We start from the raw sequence: 18,717 nt of genomic DNA, 5'->3' as shown, positions 1-18,717 counted from the left end.
TGCCCCACGATGGCCACCGACCTTACTCCCCTCTGGATTTCCCTCAAAACTGCCGGATTAGCAACCGTGGTCACATTCATCCTTGGTATTGCGGCAGCCTATGGGATGTTAGGCGATCGCCAGCCGGGAAAGTCTTTGGTTGAGGCCGTTTTTATTGCGCCGTTAATTTTGCCGCCCACGGTGGTGGGTTTTTTGCTGTTGTTATTGTTTGGCAAAAATGGCCCGTTGGGAAAAATCCTGGCCCAGTTTGATGTCACCATCGTTTTCACTTGGTATGCCGCTGTGATCACCGCCACGGTAGTGTCCTTTCCCCTGATGTATAAAACAACATTGGGGGCCTTTGAGCAAGTCGATCGCCATCTGTTGCAAGTTGCCCAAACCCTGGGAGCTTCGAGGGGAGAAGTTTTTCGGCGCATTCTATTACCCCTGTCCCTGCCCGGTATTTTGGCTGGCACCACCCTCGCCTTTGCCCGTTCCTTGGGGGAATTTGGCGCTACTTTGATGGTGGCGGGCAATATTCCGGGGCAAACCCAAACCATACCAATGGCCATCTATTTTGCTGTGGAAGCAGGGGCCATGGGGGAAGCTTGGTTATGGGTAGGCATTATTTTGGTCATCTCCCTGGCTGGCATTATGGCTGCCAATATCTGGCAAAGACGTTATGAAGATAAAATTCACAACCCTCAGCCCCAGGAGCATCGGTTAACTGTTTTATTCCAAAACAATGGATGGGAAAATTCCTCTTCTCATTACCCAAAGCTAGGGGAAGTGGAGCCAGGGATCCAGGTCAACATTCAGAAGCAGTTAGCGCAATTCAGTTTAGACGTTACATTTACTACCCAAGGGGAAACGGTGGGATTGTTGGGGGCATCGGGTTCTGGCAAAACCATGACACTCCGTTGCATTGCGGGGATAGAAACTCCGACCCAGGGGCGCATCATCCTTAATGGTCGAACTTTGTTTGATTCACAACGAAATATCAATGTACCGAGCCATGAACGGAAAGTCGGTTTAGTGTTGCAAAACTATGCCCTATTTCCCCATCTGACCGTGGCCCAGAACATTGCCTTTGGTCTGCGGCACCTCTCCCCCCAACGGCGATCGCTCCGGGTTGAAGAACAATTGACTTTAGTAAATTTAGAAAAAATGGGCGATCGTTATCCCCATCAGCTATCCGGTGGCCAACAACAACGGGTCGCCCTGGCCCGGGCTTTAGCTCCGGAACCCAATGTTCTGTTATTAGACGAACCCTTTTCTGCCCTGGATACCCATCTACGCTATGAACTGGAAAAACAGTTGCTCAAAATCCTTTCTGGCTATAAAGGATTCACCCTTTTCGTCAGCCATAACCTGGAAGAAGCCTATCGGATTTGTCAGAAATTACTCGTACTAAGCCAAGGTAAATTGGTAGCTACTGGGGACAAGCAAGCCATTTTCGATCGCCCTGGAAGTGTGACCATTGCCCAACTGACGGGTTGCAAAAATTACTCTCCTATTCAAGTCATCGATCGCCATACTGTCCGGGCCCTGGACTGGCAATGCACCTTACAAACAACGGAACCCGTTTCTTCCGACCAAACCCACATCGGGATTCGGGCCCATCAAATTCGGTTTTTAGATGCTGGCGATCACCATCAATCTCCGGTCAATACTTTTCCTGGTTGGGTGGTGTGGACCAGTGAAACTCCCCATCGCATGACGGTTTATTTAAAATTAGGGATTCCTCCCGTTGATACCGATGACTATCACCTCCAGGCGGAGGTATTTAAAGAAAAATGGCAGATTTTACGTCATTGTCCCCAGCCTTGGTCTATACATTTGGAACCCGACCGATTGATGTTGTTAACCCCCGATTAATCGTGAATGGCCAAACGGCGATCGACGCAAAAACTTCTGTTATGTCACCGTAAATCAATCCTCAAAACAACACAACGCAGTCAAAGTCTTGATGTTAAACTAGAGGCCTGTGCTTGCCCCCCAATGATTGGGAGAACAATTATGAGTCCACTAAAGATAAAAATGGATTCTTTAAAATTATCCGACGAGCAGTTTTATAAGCTTTGTCAAAATAACAGTGATTTACGGTTTGAGAGAACTTATCAGGGAGATTTAGTCATTATGCCCCCTACGGGTGGAGAAACTGGCGAAAAGAATTCCGAAATTAATTATCAATTAAGACACTGGAATAAACAGTATCAGCTTGGTAAGGTTTTTGATTCCTCCACGGGCTTTAAACTTCCCAATGGTGCGGATAAGTCCCCCGATGCGGCGTGGATTTCCCTGGAAAAATGGACAGCATTAACACAGGAAGAAAAACAAGGCTTTGTGCCTCTTTGTCCTGATTTTGTGATTGAACTAAGATCGCCCAGCGACAATTTAAAGCCCCTACAGGAAAAAATGCAGGAATATTTAGAAAATGGCACACGGTTGGGGTGGTTAATTAATCGTCAAAGTAAGGAAGTAGAAATTTATCGTCAGGGTCAAGGGATGGAAGTAGTAAAAAATCCGAGCAATTTATCAGGGGAAAATGTTTTACCGATGTTTGTGTTGGATTTAGATTTGATTTGGTAAGGTGAATGCTGCCAAAATAGATTTTGACAGAGGTTTTAATTCGATTTTTTAAACTATAGTTAATTTGGCTGTAAATTGTGATTGGAATAAGTCGCTGAAATTGGATCAACTAATTAGCCTGAGTACTGTCCGAGTATTGTCAACAATCGGGTGGACATTGCTGCTGTCATGAAATCCAAACAATAGCTAAGGCAAAATTTTCTTCTTGCCACGGAGCAATTACAAAACTTCACAGTATTTGATCTCGTTAAAAAACAATAAGAAAGTGTTCCATTTTTTGATTTTGGGTTCAAGATAAAACTAAGACCCAGAGAGAACGCCATGACCAAACACCAATCGTTGACGACTAATTCGCAGCCCCATTTCTCGACTAAGTTTTTTGGGCTATCTCTTTCCCCGGCCTTAATTAAGAATCAACAAAAACAATCTTGACGTTGTTTAATTTTTCTTGGCATTAGTGTTATTTTCAACAATTTTTTAGCGCTCCATTAACCCCCGGCAGTATCCCCAACTGTTAACAAACTTGACTGCTTTGTTTCATATTTCTGGCTTTTGTTGCCATTGCAGAAACCTTTGAGGACGATTCGTTTATGAGTTTACCTACCTATGCCACCCTCGACGGTAATGAAGCGGTGGCCCGTGTGGCCTACCTGCTCAGTGAAGTGATTGCCATTTATCCCATCACCCCTTCCTCGCCCATGGGGGAATGGTCCGATGCTTGGGCAGCAGAACACCGGCCCAATTTGTGGGGCACCGTACCATTGGTGGTGGAAATGCAAAGCGAGGGGGGAGCCGCCGGTACTGTCCATGGCGCTCTGCAATCGGGAGCTTTGACCACAACATTTACCGCTTCCCAGGGCTTAATGTTGATGTTGCCCAATATGCACAAAATTGCTGGGGAATTAACAGCCATGGTTTTGCATGTGGCGGCCCGTTCTTTAGCGGCCCAGGGCCTATCTATTTTTGGGGATCACAGTGATGTGATGGCGGCCAGAAATACGGGCTTTGCCATGTTAAGTTCCAATTCTGTCCAGGAAGCCCACGATTTTGCCCTCATTGCCACGGCCACCAGCTTTGCCACCAGGATACCGGGACTGCACTTTTTTGATGGTTTTCGCACTTCCCACGAAGAACAAAAAATTGAGCTTTTACCCCAGGAAGTACTCCGTGGTTTGATTAAGGATGAGGATGTGCTAGCCCACCGGGGACGGGCTTTGACCCCCGATCGCCCGAAGTTGCGGGGGACGGCCCAAAATCCGGATGTCTATTTCCAAGCTAGGGAAACGGTTAATCCCTTTTATGCCAGTTATCCCAACGTGCTGGAGCAGGTGATGGAACAATTTGGCCAGCTAACCGGCCGCCATTACCGTCCCTATGAATATTGTGGCCATCCGGAAGCGGAACGGGTGATTGTGCTGATGGGTTCTGGTGCGGAAACGGCCCAGGAAACGGTGGATTTTCTAACTGCCCAAGGGGAAAAGGTTGGTTTACTGAAAGTACGCCTCTATCGGCCCTTTGCTGGCGATCGCCTGGTTAATGCTCTACCAAAAACGGTGCAAAAAATAGCGGTGCTGGACCGGTGTAAGGAACCGGGGAGCATTGGGGAACCCCTCTATCAGGATGTGCTGACGGCCTTTTTTGAAGCGGGCATGATGCCGAAAATTATTGGTGGCCGTTACGGTCTGTCATCCAAGGAATTTACCCCCGCCATGGTTAAAGGGGTGTTGGACCATTTAAATCAAACCAACCCCAAAAACCATTTCACCGTAGGCATTAACGATGATTTGAGCCACACCAGCATCGACTATGACCCCAGTTTTTCCACGGAAGCAGATTCTGTCGTCCGGGCAATTTTCTACGGTCTCGGTTCCGACGGTACGGTGGGGGCCAATAAGAACTCCATCAAAATCATTGGCGAAGATACGGATAACTACGCCCAGGGTTATTTTGTTTACGACTCGAAAAAATCCGGTTCTGTAACCGTTTCCCATCTGCGCTTTGGCCCTAATCCCATCCTGTCCACTTACCTGATTAGCCAAGCCAATTTTGTCGCCTGTCACCAGTGGGAATTTTTGGAACAGTTTGAAGTCTTGGAACCAGCCGTTGATGGCGGCGTTTTCCTGGTCAATAGCCCCTACGGCCCAGAGGAAATTTGGCGAGAGTTTCCCCGCAAAGTACAACAGGAAATTATTGACAAAAATCTCAAGGTTTACACCATCAATGCCAATGACGTAGCCAGGGATGCGGGCATGGGCCGCCGCACCAACACAGTCATGCAAACCTGTTTCTTTGCCCTAGCGGGAGTGTTACCCCGGGAAGAGGCGATCGCCAAAATTAAGCAGTCGGTCCAAAAAACCTACGGCAAAAAGGGTCAGGAAATTGTCGAGATGAATATTAAAGCGGTGGATTCCACCCTGGCCCATCTCTATGAAGTGTCCGTACCGGAAACGGTGAGCGACGATGCCCCTGCTATGCGGCCGGTGGTGCCTGATAACGCCCCGGTGTTTGTGCGGGAAGTGTTAGGAAAAATCATGGCCCGGCAAGGGGATGATCTCCCGGTCAGTGCTTTACCCTGCGATGGCACCTATCCCACCGCCACTACCCAATGGGAAAAACGCAACGTGGGCCACGAAATTCCCGTTTGGGACCCCGATGTTTGTGTGCAATGCGGCAAATGCGTCATTGTTTGTCCCCATGCTGTGATTCGGGGCAAAGTTTACGAGGAGGCAGAATTGGCCAATGCTCCGGTCAGTTTCAAATTTACCAATGCCAAAGACCATGATTGGCAAGGTTCTAAGTTCACCATCCAGGTAGCCCCGGAAGATTGCACCGGTTGCGGCATCTGTGTGGACGTATGCCCGGCTAAAAATAAATCCCAGCCTCGTTTAAGGGCGATTAATATGGCTCCCCAGTTACCCTTGCGGGAACAGGAACGGGAGAATTGGGACTTTTTCCTAGATTTGCCCAACCCCGATCGCCTCAGTTTGAATTTGAACAAAATCAGCCATCAACAGATGCAGGAGCCGTTATTTGAATTTTCTGGAGCCTGTGCCGGTTGTGGGGAAACCCCTTATTTGAAACTGGTCAGTCAATTATTTGGCGATCGCATGTTAGTGGCCAACGCCACCGGTTGCTCTTCCATCTATGGCGGCAACTTACCGACAACTCCCTGGGCCCAAAATGCTGAGGGTCGCGGTCCCGCTTGGTCCAATTCCCTGTTTGAAGATAACGCTGAATTTGGCCTTGGTTTCCGAGTGGCGATCGACAAGCAAACGGAATTTGCAGGGGAATTGCTAAAAACCTTTGCTGGGGAGTTGGGAGACAGTTTGGTAAGTGAAATTCTCAACAATGCCCAAACCACTGAAGCGGATATTTTTGAACAACGGCAATTGGTAGAACAGGTTAAGCAACGTTTGCAAAATCTGGAAACTCCCCAAGCCCAAATGTTCCTTTCTGTAGCGGATTACCTCGTGAAGAAAAGCGTTTGGATTATTGGTGGCGATGGCTGGGCCTACGACATTGGGTACGGCGGTTTGGATCACGTCCTCGCCAGTGGGCGTAATGTCAATATCTTGGTGATGGATACGGAAGTCTATTCCAACACCGGGGGCCAAGCCTCCAAAGCCACTCCCCGGGCCGCTGTAGCTAAATTCGCCGCTGGGGGTAAACCCTCTCCCAAAAAAGATTTGGGCTTAATGGCCATGACCTACGGCAACGTCTATGTGGCCAGTATCGCCATGGGAGCCAAAAATGAGCAGTCCATTAAAGCCTTTATGGAAGCGGAAGCCTATCCCGGTGTCTCGTTAATTATTGCCTACTCCCACTGCATTGCCCACGGCATTAATATGACCACCGCGATGAACCATCAAAAAGAGTTGGTGGACAGCGGTCGTTGGTTGCTCTACCGCTATAACCCTTTGTTGGCGGATGAAGGTAAAAATCCCCTGCAATTGGATATGGGATCGCCAAAAGTAGCCATTGACAAAACGGTCTATTCGGAAAATCGCTTTGCCATGCTCACCCGCAGTCAACCAGAGGAGGCCAAACGCTTAATGAAGTTAGCTCAAGGGGATGTGAACACTCGCTGGGCCATGTACGAATATCTGGCGAAACGTTCTCTGGGTGGGGAAATTAACGGTAACAACCATGGTGTTTCCCCATCTCCGGAGGTAATTGCTAAATCTGTTTAGAATCGGCATTAGGGGGCAAACGTTAATCGGTTATTTGTTCCCCTACCCATCGGGCAAATATGAGGCAAAACGGATGGTCACTCAGATGAATACCAAAAATCTTTATCAGCAAGACCGGTGTCTATGGGCAAAAACCATGGCGGATCTACTCAAGGAACGTCGGTTGGATCAACTAGACTGTCAAAATTTAATTAAAGAAATTGAAGATATGGGGCGGAGTCAAAAAAAGTCTCTAAAGCGTAATTTGGAGATTTTGTTAATGCACTTGCTTAAATGGAAATACCAACCCCATAAACAATCCAATAGCTGGAGGTTGAGCATTGACGAACACAGAGAAAGGATTCTTAAGCAGCTTAAAGAAAGCCCCAGTCTCAAACGTCATTTTGATTTAGTACTTGATGAAGCCTATGGGCGAGCCAGGAAAGAAGCCAGCATTGAAACCAGTATTGACATCAGTCGATTTCCCGCCCTAAATCCGTTCTTGAAAGAAGAGATTCTTGATCAAGAATTTTTACCAAAATAGCCAAAAAGATAATTAAAATGACTTTAAAAATCAATGCCAATCTTCTTTATGAACAGGATTTTAATCTGTGGTTAGAGGCAGTCGCTAACTGCCTAAAAGAAAATCAACTTGAAAATCTTGATTTTGAAAATTTAGCAGAAGAAATTCAATCTATTAAATATACAGAACAGGGTATTCTCAGGGAGAATTTAGAGATTATTTTAATTCATTTACTTAAATGGAAATACCAACCAGAGACCTGGTCAAATAGTTGGAGGACAATGATTGATCAAAGTAGAAAGAAAATTTATCAATGTCTTTTAGAAAGTCCCAGTTTGCAGAAATATTTTCATGATGTTTTAGATGAGTGCTACAAACACGCTCGTAAAATGGTTGCCATCGAGACTGACACTAGTTTAGAAACCTTTCCAGAAACCAATCCCTTTGCACAAAATGACATTCTGGATCGAACTTTTCTACCAGATGGATTTTTTCCCCAATATTACGAAGATTACAATTAAAAACTGAAAGGAATTAACACCATGGATCTCACTACCCAATACCTCGGCTTAAATCTTAAATCTCCCCTAGTGGTCGGTTCCTGTGCCCCTTTGACGGAGGAGTTGGGCAATCTCAAAAAAATGGAGGACAGTGGTGCGGCGGCGATCGTTTTACATTCCTTCTTTGAAGAGCAATTGCGGCAAGAAAGACTGGAAATGTACCACCATCTCACCCATGGCACCCATAGTTTTGCTGAAGCTCTGACTTATTTTCCTGAACCCCAGGTTTTTCATGTCGGTTCTGAGGAGTATCTCAACCATATTCGCCTGGCTAAAGAGAGTTTAGATATTCCTATAATTGGCAGCTTAAATGGTTCTACCCTAGGCGGCTGGTTAGACTATTCCCAACAAATGGAGGGGGCTGGGGCCGATGCTATTGAACTTAATATTTACTACGTACCCACAGATTTGGATGTGCCAGGCACAGAGGTGGAAAAAAATTATCTTGACATTGTTAAAGCGGTTAAAGATGAAGTTAAAATTCCCGTTGCTGTTAAAATTTCACCCTTCTTTAGCAATATGGCCTATATGGCCAAGAAGTTTGCCGATTATGGCGCTGATGGATTAGTTTTATTTAACCGTTTTTACCAGCCAGATTTTGACCTAGAAAGCCTAGAAGTTTATCCCCATATTCTGCTCAGCACTACCCAAAGTATGCGCCTTCCCCTACATTGGCTGGCGATTTTATATGGGCGTATTGACTGCGACTTAGCCGCCACCAGTGGAATTTTGCACACAGTGGATTTGGTCAAGGTATTAATGGCCGGGGCAAAAATCACCCAATTGGTCAGTGCCCTATTGCGCCACGGCATCGGTTATATTCACACATTGGAAAATAGTTTAGCCCGTTGGATGGAGGAGCATGAATATGAATCTGTACAGCAGATGCAAGGCAGTATGAGTCAACTTAATTGCCCCGATCCCACTGCTTTTGAGCGGGTTCAATATGTCAAAGCTCTGCAGACCTACGCCCCTATTTGGAAAGCGCTTGATCCCCTTGAACCAGTGGGTTAGTAAACCGCCGGATTAGGGATTGGCGATAGATTGGGGTTCGATTTTGACCATGGGTCAGCTATTGAAAGAGTTAGAAAGACTCAAATTAAGGATAAATTAAGGGGGTTTGGTATGGGCACAAAACGTATTGGAATTTTGACCAGTGGTGGTGATTGTCCTGGCCTCAATGCCGTCATCCGAGCAGTGGTTAAGGCCTCAGCTCTTAAGGGGTGGGAGGTTTATGGTATTCCCTACGGCACCGATGGTTTTGTTGAAGTTGCCCACGGAAAATACCAGGCAGAGGATTTACTGTTAACTAAACATGGCTATGCTCTGCCCGGGATGCTCAAAGGCTTAGATGTATTGCAATTTCTCAGCGGTAGTGTTTTAGGGTCCTTAAGTAAGGGACATCCAGAGCAACCGGCGATCGCCGAAGCCATTCTCAAGGGTTATGCCATACTTGACCTGGAAGCACTAATTGTTATTGGTGGCGATGGTAGTTTAGACATTATTTATGATTTAGCCCAAAAAGGTAATTGGCATATTATTGCCATTCCCAAAACCATTGACAATGATGTGCCCTTTACGGATCTGGCAGTGGGATTTAGCACTGCGGTGGATATTGTTACCCAAGCCTTATACGACCTGACTTTTACCGCCGCTAGCCATGAACGCATTATCATTGTCCAGGTCATGGGGCGGGATGCGGGGCATTTGACTCTCCATGCAGGCATTGCCGGCGGAGCTGATATCATTTTAATTCCCGAAATTACCCCTTGTTTGACTTCTGAAATTATCCGCAATTGTTGTTATCAACTAATGAATTTGCGGAAGTCTGGCCGCCATTTTGCTTTAATAGTTATTTCAGAGGGTGTCCACGATCAAAATAATAAGAAAAATAAACATATCGCCGACTACTTAGCAGAAGAAATCAGTGAAACCAGTCAACACCTTTGCGACATTAAAGATCCCGCTTTTTGCGATCTAATAAGTCTAGACATTCGAGCCACAACCCTGGGTCATTTACAACGGAGCGGGACCCCCCTATCGTTCGATCGCCTCTTGGCCACGGTGTTTGGAATTAGGGCAGTGGAGTTGATCGAACAGGAAATTTATGACCAGGTGGTGATCTGGCGCAGTGGGAAGGTGGAACACGCTGACCTTAAACCAATTATCAGCATCATTAAAGAATGTCACCAGGAAAATCGCTGTCCTTTCCCGGTGGATAGGGATGGTTTTATGGTTAAAACGGCCAAGTCATTGGGCATATACCTAGGAGAAGACTAATACTAAACACTAGCTTTCCACAGCGGACTCAAGGGCATTAAAGGGGGGATTGGTAGCCCCGTTAGTGGTGTTGGTTGCATGGGCATATATTTGCCGGGGGGCACCGATTTCGATGTTATTTTCCGTCAGGGCCTGGCGCACACGGAAACGCAGTTCTCGGCCCACAGACCACTGTTGAGCAGGGGCTGTTTGAATCCAGATGGTGATGGTCATGCCCTCATGGGTAAGACTATCGATGCCCAACACATCGGGAACTGCCAGCATTTTGTCATGCCATTCCGGGTCGTTGTACAGGTCTTCCCCTACTTGACGTAGAACATTAATGGCTTTGACAGGGTCAGTGTCGTAGGCTACATTGACGCTCAAATTAGCCCTGGACCACGAACGGGTCAGGTTTTTAACCTGGGTAATGGCACTGTTGGGGATGGTAACTAGTTCTCCCCCGGCACTCCTTAACTGAGTCACCCGTAAGTTTAAATTTTCCACCCCCCCGGCAGCGAAGCCCACATCAATCACATCTCCAATGGCATACTGGTCTTCGGCTAATACTAGAAATCCATCGACCAAATCCTTGACCAAGCTTTGGGCACCGAAGGAAATGGCCAAGGCCAATAAACCCCCAATGGCAACCACAGAACCGGTGGGAATGCCCAGAATAATCAGGGCGGTTAACAAACCGCTAGCACTGATAACCACCGTGACCATACCCTTGATAGCCCCAGAGATGGTGGAAATGCGCAGATCTCGCCGTTGGTCATCTCCCAGATTGATAAATTTGTTGAAGCTGGTGGAATTAGTGTTTTGCCAATTGTCTTTTAGTAATTCAATGATGCGATGGCTAATACGGATAGTTAGACCAACAAAAAACCACAGCATTAGCAATTGCAAGGGGCGACCCAAAATGGCGCCACTGAGGGTGGCTAAGCCGGGAATTTGTCGAAAAATGGCGAATAAGCCAAAGTACCAACCAAGGATAATTACCCAGAACAAAAGCCACTGGATAAATTTCCAAAAGCCAATTTTACGGTCGATACTGAGTATTTGGGGTAATCTTTGCCAAAATATCCATTGCTGTTCCCCCAAAATTTCCGGGGCAGCATAATTGACTTCTATGGGATCAGGGTGATTTTCTTCCAGAACTTCGGAATTCGCTTGTTTTTCAGCGGCGATCGCCTGTTTACGATTGAGGAGTCGTTGACGATGCCGGGAAATTAAATGTTTGATACTAGCAACAATAGCCGTTGCCACCAATAGGGCTACAAATATTTGGAAAGCCTGTTTGAAGGATTGTTCTAGGGCTTCTGGGGTAGTACTAGCTTGGCCTCGCCGAATTTCTTTGTCCAGTTTTTCCCGCCATTGCTCCGCTAAAACATCAATGGGTTGGCCGTTGAAATCTGCATCGTTTTCCGTAACGGAAGCTAGCACCAAGGGGAGGGGATAATCGTCATTGCTAACAGTAACCACCACCACATTGTTGAGCCGGGAAGTTTCTACCCTTAGGTCATCGGGGTTCATATCCCGTCTGAAAATAGCCAGTTCCAATTTGCTTTCAATGTCCTGAGCCCTTTGCTCCACAGGAATTTGGCTGGTATTCTCTTGGCGGTTATACACAGTGGGGGAGGCCACATCAAACAGAAAACCGTTGTCAACGGGCGATCGTACCGGAGCCACTTCGATGGGACCATACCGGGAAACTTCCGGCGGTTTATAGCCACTGCCCTGGCCACTAAAACCTTGGGGCATAACGAATTGGGCTTGGCTGGGGTGAGGAATGATCAGTAGTAGCGCTAAAACAACACAACCGAGCCAGAAGAAGCGTTTATATTTTCGTCGATATTTTTTTAGTTTGGTAATTAAGGGCATGGTTCTTGATATTTAAATCTGTCAGCAAAATCGACAGCCAAAGGCCAGCAACCTTGATGCTAGTCTGATGGAGAAAACGTCATTGATCAACCCCTGAACTAATTTTTTGACTATGGCCAACGCAAAATCTTCGTCCCTTCCCAGTTGGAAAAACCCCAGTGGCAAAACCTTACTAATCCTGCTCTGGGCATTGGCTTTAGCCCTGATGGCCCTGTTGAGTAGCTGGGCGGATATGCCATGGTTGAGCAATGGAAAATTACTGATTGCCCTTGGTTTTACGGCCTTGGTTACAGCTCTCATTGGTATGGCGGTGGTACCAATGCTAGTAAACCTGAAAGCTAGTCAGGTGATTCAGTCCGACGGACCCCAAAGTCATTTGAAAAAGGCCGGGACTCCTACCATGGGGGGGATTTTCTTTGTGCCGGTGGCGGTGGCGATCGCCGTGGTGGGAACCCAGTTTAATCCCGATGTCATAGTGGTGGGTTTGGTGACTTTGGGCTATATGGCGATCGGTTGGGTGGATGACTGGCAGATTTTAAAATACAAATCCAATAAGGGTTTAACCCCGAAACAAAAATTATTTTTGCAGGTGGCGATCGCCGTTATTTTTTGCACTTGGCTATTTTTTTATGGGCCAACGGAAATTACGGACATTCGCATTATGCAATTTGTCTTACCCCTGGGTTTCCTTTTTTGGTTAGTGGCTACCTTTGCCCTAGTGGCGGAAAGTAATGCGACCAATCTGACCGATGGAGTGGATGGTTTGGCGGCCGGAACTGGGGCGATCGCCTTTGTGGGGTTGGGTTTACTGGTGGCGAAAGAAAATCCAGCACTAGCCTTTTTCTGCTGTGCCATGGCCGGTGGCTGTATTGGTTTTGTACACCATAACCACAATCCTGCCCGGGTATTCATGGGGGATACGGGTTCTTTAGCCCTAGGGGGGAGTTTGGCAGCGGTGGGCATTATGACCGGCAACCTCTGGGGACTGCTGTTGATCAGCGGCATTTTTCTGGCAGAATCCCTCTCCGTCATCGCCCAAGTGGGTTACTACAAAGCCACCAAAGGCCCTGATGGCGTCGGCAAAAGGTTGTTAAAAATGGCTCCAATTCACCACCATTTAGAATTAAGTGGCTGGACCGAAACCCAAATTGTGGGCTCTTTTTACCTCATCAATACCCTCTTGGCGATCGTGGCTATGGCAACAGCATAACAGTAGAATCAAAGGGTAATGGTTGATGGTCGTCCAATGCAAATCACCTTAAATCTACCGGATAGGTTAAATCAGATCGGAGAATTTGATCAAAATGATTGGCTCCGGGAAATTGCCATTGCCCTATTTGAACAAGAACACATTTCTCTGGCTAGGGCCAGTAAAATCTCCTCCATGGAAATTATGGAATTTCAAAAACTTCTATCAGATCGGGGAATTTGTATTCACTACGATGTGGAAGAATTAGCACAGGACATTCAGCACCTACAAAATCGCAGTTGGTTATGATTGTTGTTAGTGACACTTCTGCCATTGCTAATCTTGCTATTGTTGATCATCTTTGGTTATTACAGGCAATTTACGAAAGTGTAATCATTCCAGGCACTGTTGCCAATGAAATTACTGTCGCCACCAACTCAAAAATTTCATCAATTCTGCAATTAGATTGGATTCAAATTCACTTGCTTAGCCCCCATGGTTATGAATTGGCCGAACAACTACAAAGAGAACGGGGACTTGATGCTGGAGAAGCCCATTCCATAGCCCTAGCCCTTGATTTGCAGGCTGATGAGCTACTGATGGACGAGCGTTTGGGGAGAAGAGAGGCTACTCGCTTAGGATTATCAATAGTCGGAATTTTGGGAGTTTTGCTTGTTGCCAAACGAATAAATCTTATTCCACAAGTGAAACCCATTATTGATAATTTGATCAATCAAGCAGGATTTCGTGTTAGCTCTCAACTATACGAAAATATCCTAATTTTTGCTCAGGAAATTTAGCGAAAAAATTAATTAGATGAACTATGCAACTACACCCACAGCTTTTGTGGAATCTAAACTGAATTCTATGCCAGGAGATGCCCTGGGTTATCTACGGCGTTTAGATCAGCGTTGGCAAGCCCTATGTCAGGGAGATTTACCTCCCATTGCTGAAGTAGCTCAAAAAGTTAATACAAACTTGGGGGAAGCAGATTTTGACGCAGTAATTTGTGGTGGTACCCTGGGAATTTTATTGGCCGCTAGTTTGCAAATAAGGGGTTGGCAGGTAGTTGTCATTGAAAGGGGCAAATTACAAGGTCGTGCCCAGGAATGGAATATTTCCCGCCAAGAATTACAAACTTTTGTTGAGTTAGAACTGCTCACTTCAGAGGAATTAGAAACGGCGATCGCCAGCGAATATAATCCTGGCCGCATTGCTTTTCATGGTGGGCAAGAATTTTGGATTAAAAATGTTTTAAATGTAGGGATAGATCCAATTTACTTACTAGAAAAACTTAAGCAAAAGTTTCTGCAAGCTGGGGGTAAATTACTAGAGCATAGCGCTTTCCAAAAAGCAATTATTCACTCCGATGGAGTTGCAATTAGTTACCAACATGATGGAGAAAATCAAGTTGAAAGAAAGCTCACTAGCCGTTTACTCATTGATGCCATGGGGCACGGTTCTCCTTTGGTAAACCAAGCTCGACAGGGAGAAATACCTGATGGAGTTTGCCTAGTGGTTGGTAGTTGCGCCCAGGGTTATTCTGACAATGAAACTGGAGATTTAATTGCCACCACCACGGGAATTACCAATCATTGCCAATACTTTTGGGAAGCTTTTCCTGCTCGGGATGGCCGCACCACCTATCTGTTTACCTATGTGGATGTGCATCCAGAACGCATTAGTTTAGAATTCTTTTTTCAAGAATATTTTCGCCTATTGCCCGAATATCAAAAAATTAATTTAGACCAACTACAATGGCAACGGTTTTTATCTGGTTTTTTTCCTGCTTATAAATCCAGTCCTCTCCATTTTTCTTGGGGTAGAGTGTTAGCCGTAGGGGATAGTGCTGGTAGTCAATCCCCCGTTAGTTTTGGTGGCTTTGGAGCCATGGTTCGCCATCTCAAACGGTTAACCAATGCTATTGGGGAAGCCCTGGCAGGGGATTATTTGGCTGCGGAAGATTTGGCTCTTTTACAACCCTACCAACCTAATATTGGCGTTACTTGGTTATTTCAACAAACCATGGGAGTTAAAGTTGGCCAAACTGCAGATCCAGAGCAAATTAATCGCTTAATGAATGCGGTTTTTGCTGTTATGGATCGACAAGGACAAGAAGTCATGGAACCTTTTTTGCAAGATGTAATCCAATGGTCTGGCCTAACCCAAACTTTACCCAGGGTAAATCCACTCATAGTATTGCCTTTGTTACCACAAATTGGTCTACCCGCTTTAATGGAATGGTTGGGACATTATGCTAACTTAGCGGGCTATAGCTTAACCTACCCCCTAGCTAAAAATCTTCTATTCACTAACCCTAGCTTTGAGCAAAAACGTCGTCTAGAAGCTTGGTACTATGGATCTGGTTACGATTTCCACCATTGAAAACTTGTCTGATTTAGTCTTTGTTGGGGATTCGACAAGCCCTCCATGCGTCCCCATACTGGATTTGCGATCGCCTAAGTTTTTTACTAGACTTACTCCGGTGGAGTTAGCCAATGGGCAAAATCTTGGGTGAAAGTATCATTTAAAATTGCTTGGCGAATGCTTTGGGTGAAACGGATTAATTCCGTAATATTGTGCAAAGAAAGCAAAATGTAACCCAACATTTCCCTGGAGCGGATTAAATGGTTTAAATAAGCACGGGAGAAAGTTTGGCAGGTATAGCAAGGACAAGTTTCATCCAAGGGGCGATGATCTTCCCGGAAAGTGGCGTTTTTTAAATTCCACCGTTCTCCCTGTACCAATGCTGTGCCGTGGCGACCAAAACGGGTGGGTATGACACAATCGAACAAATCAATACCCGCAAAAATTGCCCTGGCCATTTCCCGATAGGTGCCGACCCCCATCAAGTAACGGGGTTTATGGGCTGGTAATAATGGGGCCGTGTGTTGTACCACTTTATCAATCAGCGCTGGTGCTTCCCCCACACTTACTCCGCCAATGGCGTAACCGGGCAAGTCTAGGGCAATGAGTTGTTCTGCCGCTTGGGAACGCAAATCTAGGTAAGTGCCCCCTTGGACGATGCCGAACAGAGCTTGATCACCCGGTCTTTGGTGGGCTTCGATACACCTTTCTAGCCAGCGATAGGTGCGGGCGGTGGCTTGTTCCACCATCAGGCGATCGCCTTGGCCGGGAGGACATTCATCAAAGGCCATAATCACATCAGCCCCCAACGCATTTTGGATGCGAATGGAATTTTCTGGAGTCATATCAATCAAGCGGCCATCCCTCGGCGATCGAAATAGGACCCCCTGTTCACCAATGGTGCGTAATTGACTGAGACTAAAAACCTGAAACCCACCAGAATCTGTCAACATCGGCCCCGACCAGCCCATAAACTTGTGTACTCCCCCAGCGGCAGCAATAATCTTTTCCCCTGGTTGGAGATGGAGATGGTAGGTATTGGCTAGCACCATTTGGGCTTGGGTGTCCGCTAGCTGGGCGGGGGTAATGCCCTTAACCGTTGCCAAAGTACCCACGGGCATAAAACGGGGAGTTTCCACCGGCCCATGGGGAGTCTGAAAAATTCCAGCCCGGGCTTGGCTATGGGAACACCGGGCTTGGCACTGATAAGTAAAATTCACACTAGGCAATGGCACAATGGACAGTTAATCGTCCTGGTATCAGTATCACTTCAACATTTTTTCCTAAACCAGGAAGGATTAAACCGCCTTGGCCGAGGAATTTTTATTCTTCGCTACCTTGGAGTTTGATAATGACAAAGCCCCAGGCTAGTCCTAACAAGGTCAAGCCAATCATGATAAAAGCGCCATTGGCCAACATGCTTTCAGCGGTCATAGTCAATTCCTCAATGGGGGATGAATAATTTGGGATGAAAAAATCTTTGTTGTCGGTGGTTCATTATCCCATAGGAATCTCCCCTTAAACCTGATTGAGCATGGATTGTATGAGTTTGCCCCGTTTAATTTTGACCCTGGGTGATCCGGCAGGCATTGGTCCTGAGGTGGTGCTCAAAGCTTTGGCTGAACCTGGGTTAGCTTCAATTTGTCAGTTAACGGCGATCGGTTCCCGTTCTGTGTTGGATCAGACCCGTAGACAATTGTTGGCCCAAAATCCGGGTTTAAATCTAGCAGATCCGGAAACAATTAATTTGCTAGAAGTGGACCTCTCATATCTGGGAAAAATCACTGTTGGTCAGGGAGATGCGGTTAGTGGCGCCATTAGTTTTGCCTATTTAAATGAAGCTATTACCAGAACTTTGGCCGGGGAATTTGATGCCATTGTCACTGCCCCGATCGCCAAATCCGCTTGGCAAGCCGCTGGCCATAATTACCCAGGGCAGACGGAAGTTTTGGCCCATCGGGCTGGGGTGGAAAGCTTTGCCATGGCATTTGTGGGGCGATCGCCTTTTACTGGTTGGACTTTACGCACGTTGCTAGCCACCACCCATATTCCGCTCAAAGAGGTGCCCCAGGCTTTAACCCCTCAATTAATGACTGCAAAATTGGAATTACTGCTAACTTGCCTGGCCCAGGATTTTGGCATCAGTAATCCTTCCGTGGCGATCGCCGGTTTGAATCCCCACAGCGGCGAAGAAGGAAAATTAGGCAGCGAAGAACAGGATTGGTTAATTCCTTGGTTGGAGCAAGCTAGAAAAAAATATCCCCAGGCCCAACTAATTGGCCCCATTCCTCCGGATACCATGTGGGTCGGCCCTGGCAAAGCTTGGTTAACCGATGGCCAAACGACCGTATCCGACGCTTACCTGGCTTTGTACCATGACCAAGGCTTAATTCCCGTTAAACTGCTGGCATTTGATCAGGCTATTAATACCACTATTGGTTTACCCTTTGTCCGCACTTCCCCCGACCACGGCACCGCCTTTGACATTGCGGGGCAAGGCATTGCCAGGGCAGATAGTCTCATTGCCGCCATTAAACTGGCCGCCGAGTTGGTGGAGCAAAGATGTCGCCCACGGGCACAGTAGTCAAGATATTTTTCAGAAACAGATTGCGGTTTTCTATTCTGAAGAACCCAAAGAAATTCTTAATGAAAGACCCAATCGCAGCAAGCCGCGGGGTATGCGCAACCCATTTTTAGATCAATCAAATTTTCTCTTTTTCTCAGAAAAGGCAAAGCCAGCGCCGCAATAATTCTTTCCCTATGGTCTCCATAGGGGTTTGCGCCCCCATGAAATGTTAATTTTTGCTACAATTTATGCCAGTTTCTTAGCTAGTTGGGCCAAAACTAGAATAACTTCTGGTTTGCCGGGACCCATCAGCCAAGATTAATTACTGGGGGAGTTCCGGCCATTGCCCAGATAGTGAACTATCACCTTGATCACCCATGGGAGGATTGACCGTGAATCTAGAAACTCTGGAATTCGTCATTTACCCCGACGGCCGGGTGAAGGAAACGGTAACCGGCATTGTGGGTCGCTCTTGTCAGGAAGTGACCGCGGCGATCGAGGCCGAACTAGGGGTAGTGCTTACCCAGCAGACTACTTCGGAGTTTTTTGCCCAAACCAGTCCGTTGAACCAATCAGTTCAGCAATCCCAGACTCTTTCTAGCTGGCCTGGGGGAAGTTAAATTCTCTCT

General features: G+C 46.6%; 16 protein-coding genes. 13 read left to right on the top strand and 3 right to left on the bottom strand.

The genetic code is table 11. From position 1 onward, the window contains the following. Nucleotides 1-9: 9 nt before the first annotated feature. The 7 genes from modB (at nucleotide 10) to SYNPCCP_RS14570 (ending at nucleotide 10,103) form a co-directional block, all read left to right on the top strand. On the top strand, nucleotides 10-1,857 hold the full coding sequence (gene modB, locus SYNPCCP_RS14600; protein ID WP_010874000.1) for a molybdate ABC transporter permease subunit: 1,848 nt from the start codon (nucleotides 10-12) through the stop codon (nucleotides 1,855-1,857). 6 nt (nucleotides 1,858-1,863) lie between these two features. Continuing rightward, nucleotides 1,864-2,571 carry a Uma2 family endonuclease gene (locus tag SYNPCCP_RS14595; protein WP_010873999.1) on the top strand — a complete coding sequence of 236 codons (708 nt, stop codon included), beginning with the start codon at nucleotides 1,864-1,866 and terminating at the stop codon, nucleotides 2,569-2,571. Between the two features lie 590 nt (nucleotides 2,572-3,161). After that, entirely contained in the window at nucleotides 3,162-6,761 is a 3,600-nt protein-coding gene (gene nifJ, locus SYNPCCP_RS14590; RefSeq protein WP_010873998.1) for a pyruvate:ferredoxin (flavodoxin) oxidoreductase, read from the top strand. A gap of 73 nt (nucleotides 6,762-6,834) precedes the next feature. Next, on the top strand, nucleotides 6,835-7,284 hold the full coding sequence (locus tag SYNPCCP_RS14585; RefSeq protein ID WP_010873997.1) for a DUF29 domain-containing protein: 450 nt from the start codon (nucleotides 6,835-6,837) through the stop codon (nucleotides 7,282-7,284). A gap of 17 nt (nucleotides 7,285-7,301) precedes the next feature. After that, entirely contained in the window at nucleotides 7,302-7,784 is a 483-nt protein-coding gene (locus SYNPCCP_RS14580) for a DUF29 domain-containing protein (protein WP_010873996.1), read from the top strand. Nucleotides 7,785-7,805: 21 nt separating this feature from the next. Then, complete coding sequence (locus SYNPCCP_RS14575; RefSeq protein ID WP_010873995.1) at nucleotides 7,806-8,837, top strand: dihydroorotate dehydrogenase-like protein; 1,032 nt, start codon at nucleotides 7,806-7,808, stop codon at nucleotides 8,835-8,837. 111 nt (nucleotides 8,838-8,948) lie between these two features. Next, a complete protein-coding gene (locus SYNPCCP_RS14570) occupies nucleotides 8,949-10,103 on the top strand; it encodes an ATP-dependent 6-phosphofructokinase (RefSeq protein WP_010873994.1) in 1,155 nt (384 codons plus the stop codon). A 9-nt stretch (nucleotides 10,104-10,112) separates the two neighbouring features. Here SYNPCCP_RS14570 and SYNPCCP_RS14565 read toward each other — a convergent pair whose 3' ends face one another. Beyond that, nucleotides 10,113-11,966, bottom strand: a complete 1,854-nt coding sequence (locus tag SYNPCCP_RS14565; protein WP_010873993.1) for a mechanosensitive ion channel family protein — start codon at nucleotides 11,964-11,966, stop codon at nucleotides 10,113-10,115. Nucleotides 11,967-12,078: 112 nt separating this feature from the next. On the opposite strand from SYNPCCP_RS14565, the gene mraY reads away from it, so the two are divergent. Genes mraY through SYNPCCP_RS14545 form a run of 4 tightly spaced genes read left to right on the top strand, consistent with a single transcriptional unit; the run spans nucleotide 12,079 to nucleotide 15,540 of the window. Beyond that, nucleotides 12,079-13,176, top strand: coding sequence for a phospho-N-acetylmuramoyl-pentapeptide-transferase (gene mraY, locus SYNPCCP_RS14560; RefSeq protein WP_010873992.1), 1,098 nt, complete (start codon nucleotides 12,079-12,081; stop codon nucleotides 13,174-13,176). Between the two features lie 18 nt (nucleotides 13,177-13,194). After that, entirely contained in the window at nucleotides 13,195-13,464 is a 270-nt protein-coding gene (locus tag SYNPCCP_RS14555; protein WP_010873991.1) for a UPF0175 family protein, read from the top strand. Further along, the gene (locus SYNPCCP_RS14550; protein ID WP_010873990.1) at nucleotides 13,461-13,955 is read left to right on the top strand and encodes a DUF3368 domain-containing protein; all 495 of its coding nucleotides are present in this window, start codon (nucleotides 13,461-13,463) and stop codon (nucleotides 13,953-13,955) included. Before SYNPCCP_RS14555 ends, SYNPCCP_RS14550 begins: the two co-directional genes overlap by 4 nt. Nucleotides 13,956-13,971: 16 nt before the next feature. Next, nucleotides 13,972-15,540: an NAD(P)/FAD-dependent oxidoreductase gene (locus tag SYNPCCP_RS14545; protein ID WP_010873989.1), complete on the top strand. Its 1,569-nt coding sequence runs from the start codon at nucleotides 13,972-13,974 to the stop codon at nucleotides 15,538-15,540. A gap of 92 nt (nucleotides 15,541-15,632) precedes the next feature. On the opposite strand, the gene tgt is transcribed toward SYNPCCP_RS14545, so the two are convergent. Both tgt and SYNPCCP_RS14535 read right to left on the bottom strand, forming a co-directional pair. Then, nucleotides 15,633-16,757: a tRNA guanosine(34) transglycosylase Tgt gene (gene tgt / locus SYNPCCP_RS14540; RefSeq protein WP_010873988.1), complete on the bottom strand. Its 1,125-nt coding sequence runs from the start codon at nucleotides 16,755-16,757 to the stop codon at nucleotides 15,633-15,635. An 88-nt stretch (nucleotides 16,758-16,845) separates the two neighbouring features. Further along, entirely contained in the window at nucleotides 16,846-16,956 is a 111-nt protein-coding gene (locus tag SYNPCCP_RS14535; protein ID WP_010873987.1) for a PetM family cytochrome b6-f complex subunit 7, read from the bottom strand. Nucleotides 16,957-17,056: 100 nt separating this feature from the next. Here SYNPCCP_RS14535 and pdxA point away from each other — a divergent pair, with 100 nt between their 5' ends. Together pdxA and SYNPCCP_RS14525 are read left to right on the top strand one after the other, a co-directional pair. Beyond that, nucleotides 17,057-18,106 carry a 4-hydroxythreonine-4-phosphate dehydrogenase PdxA gene (gene pdxA / locus SYNPCCP_RS14530; protein WP_010873986.1) on the top strand — a complete coding sequence of 350 codons (1,050 nt, stop codon included), beginning with the start codon at nucleotides 17,057-17,059 and terminating at the stop codon, nucleotides 18,104-18,106. Nucleotides 18,107-18,465: 359 nt separating this feature from the next. Beyond that, nucleotides 18,466-18,708 carry a DUF2997 domain-containing protein gene (locus SYNPCCP_RS14525; protein ID WP_010873985.1) on the top strand — a complete coding sequence of 81 codons (243 nt, stop codon included), beginning with the start codon at nucleotides 18,466-18,468 and terminating at the stop codon, nucleotides 18,706-18,708. Nucleotides 18,709-18,717 lie beyond the last annotated feature (9 nt).

Source organism: Synechocystis sp. PCC 6803 substr. PCC-P, from assembly GCF_000284455.1.
Taxonomy (GTDB): domain Bacteria; phylum Cyanobacteriota; class Cyanobacteriia; order Cyanobacteriales; family Microcystaceae; genus Synechocystis.
Note: the sequence above shows the minus strand (reverse complement) of the source record. Positions and strands in the feature narration are given on the sequence as shown.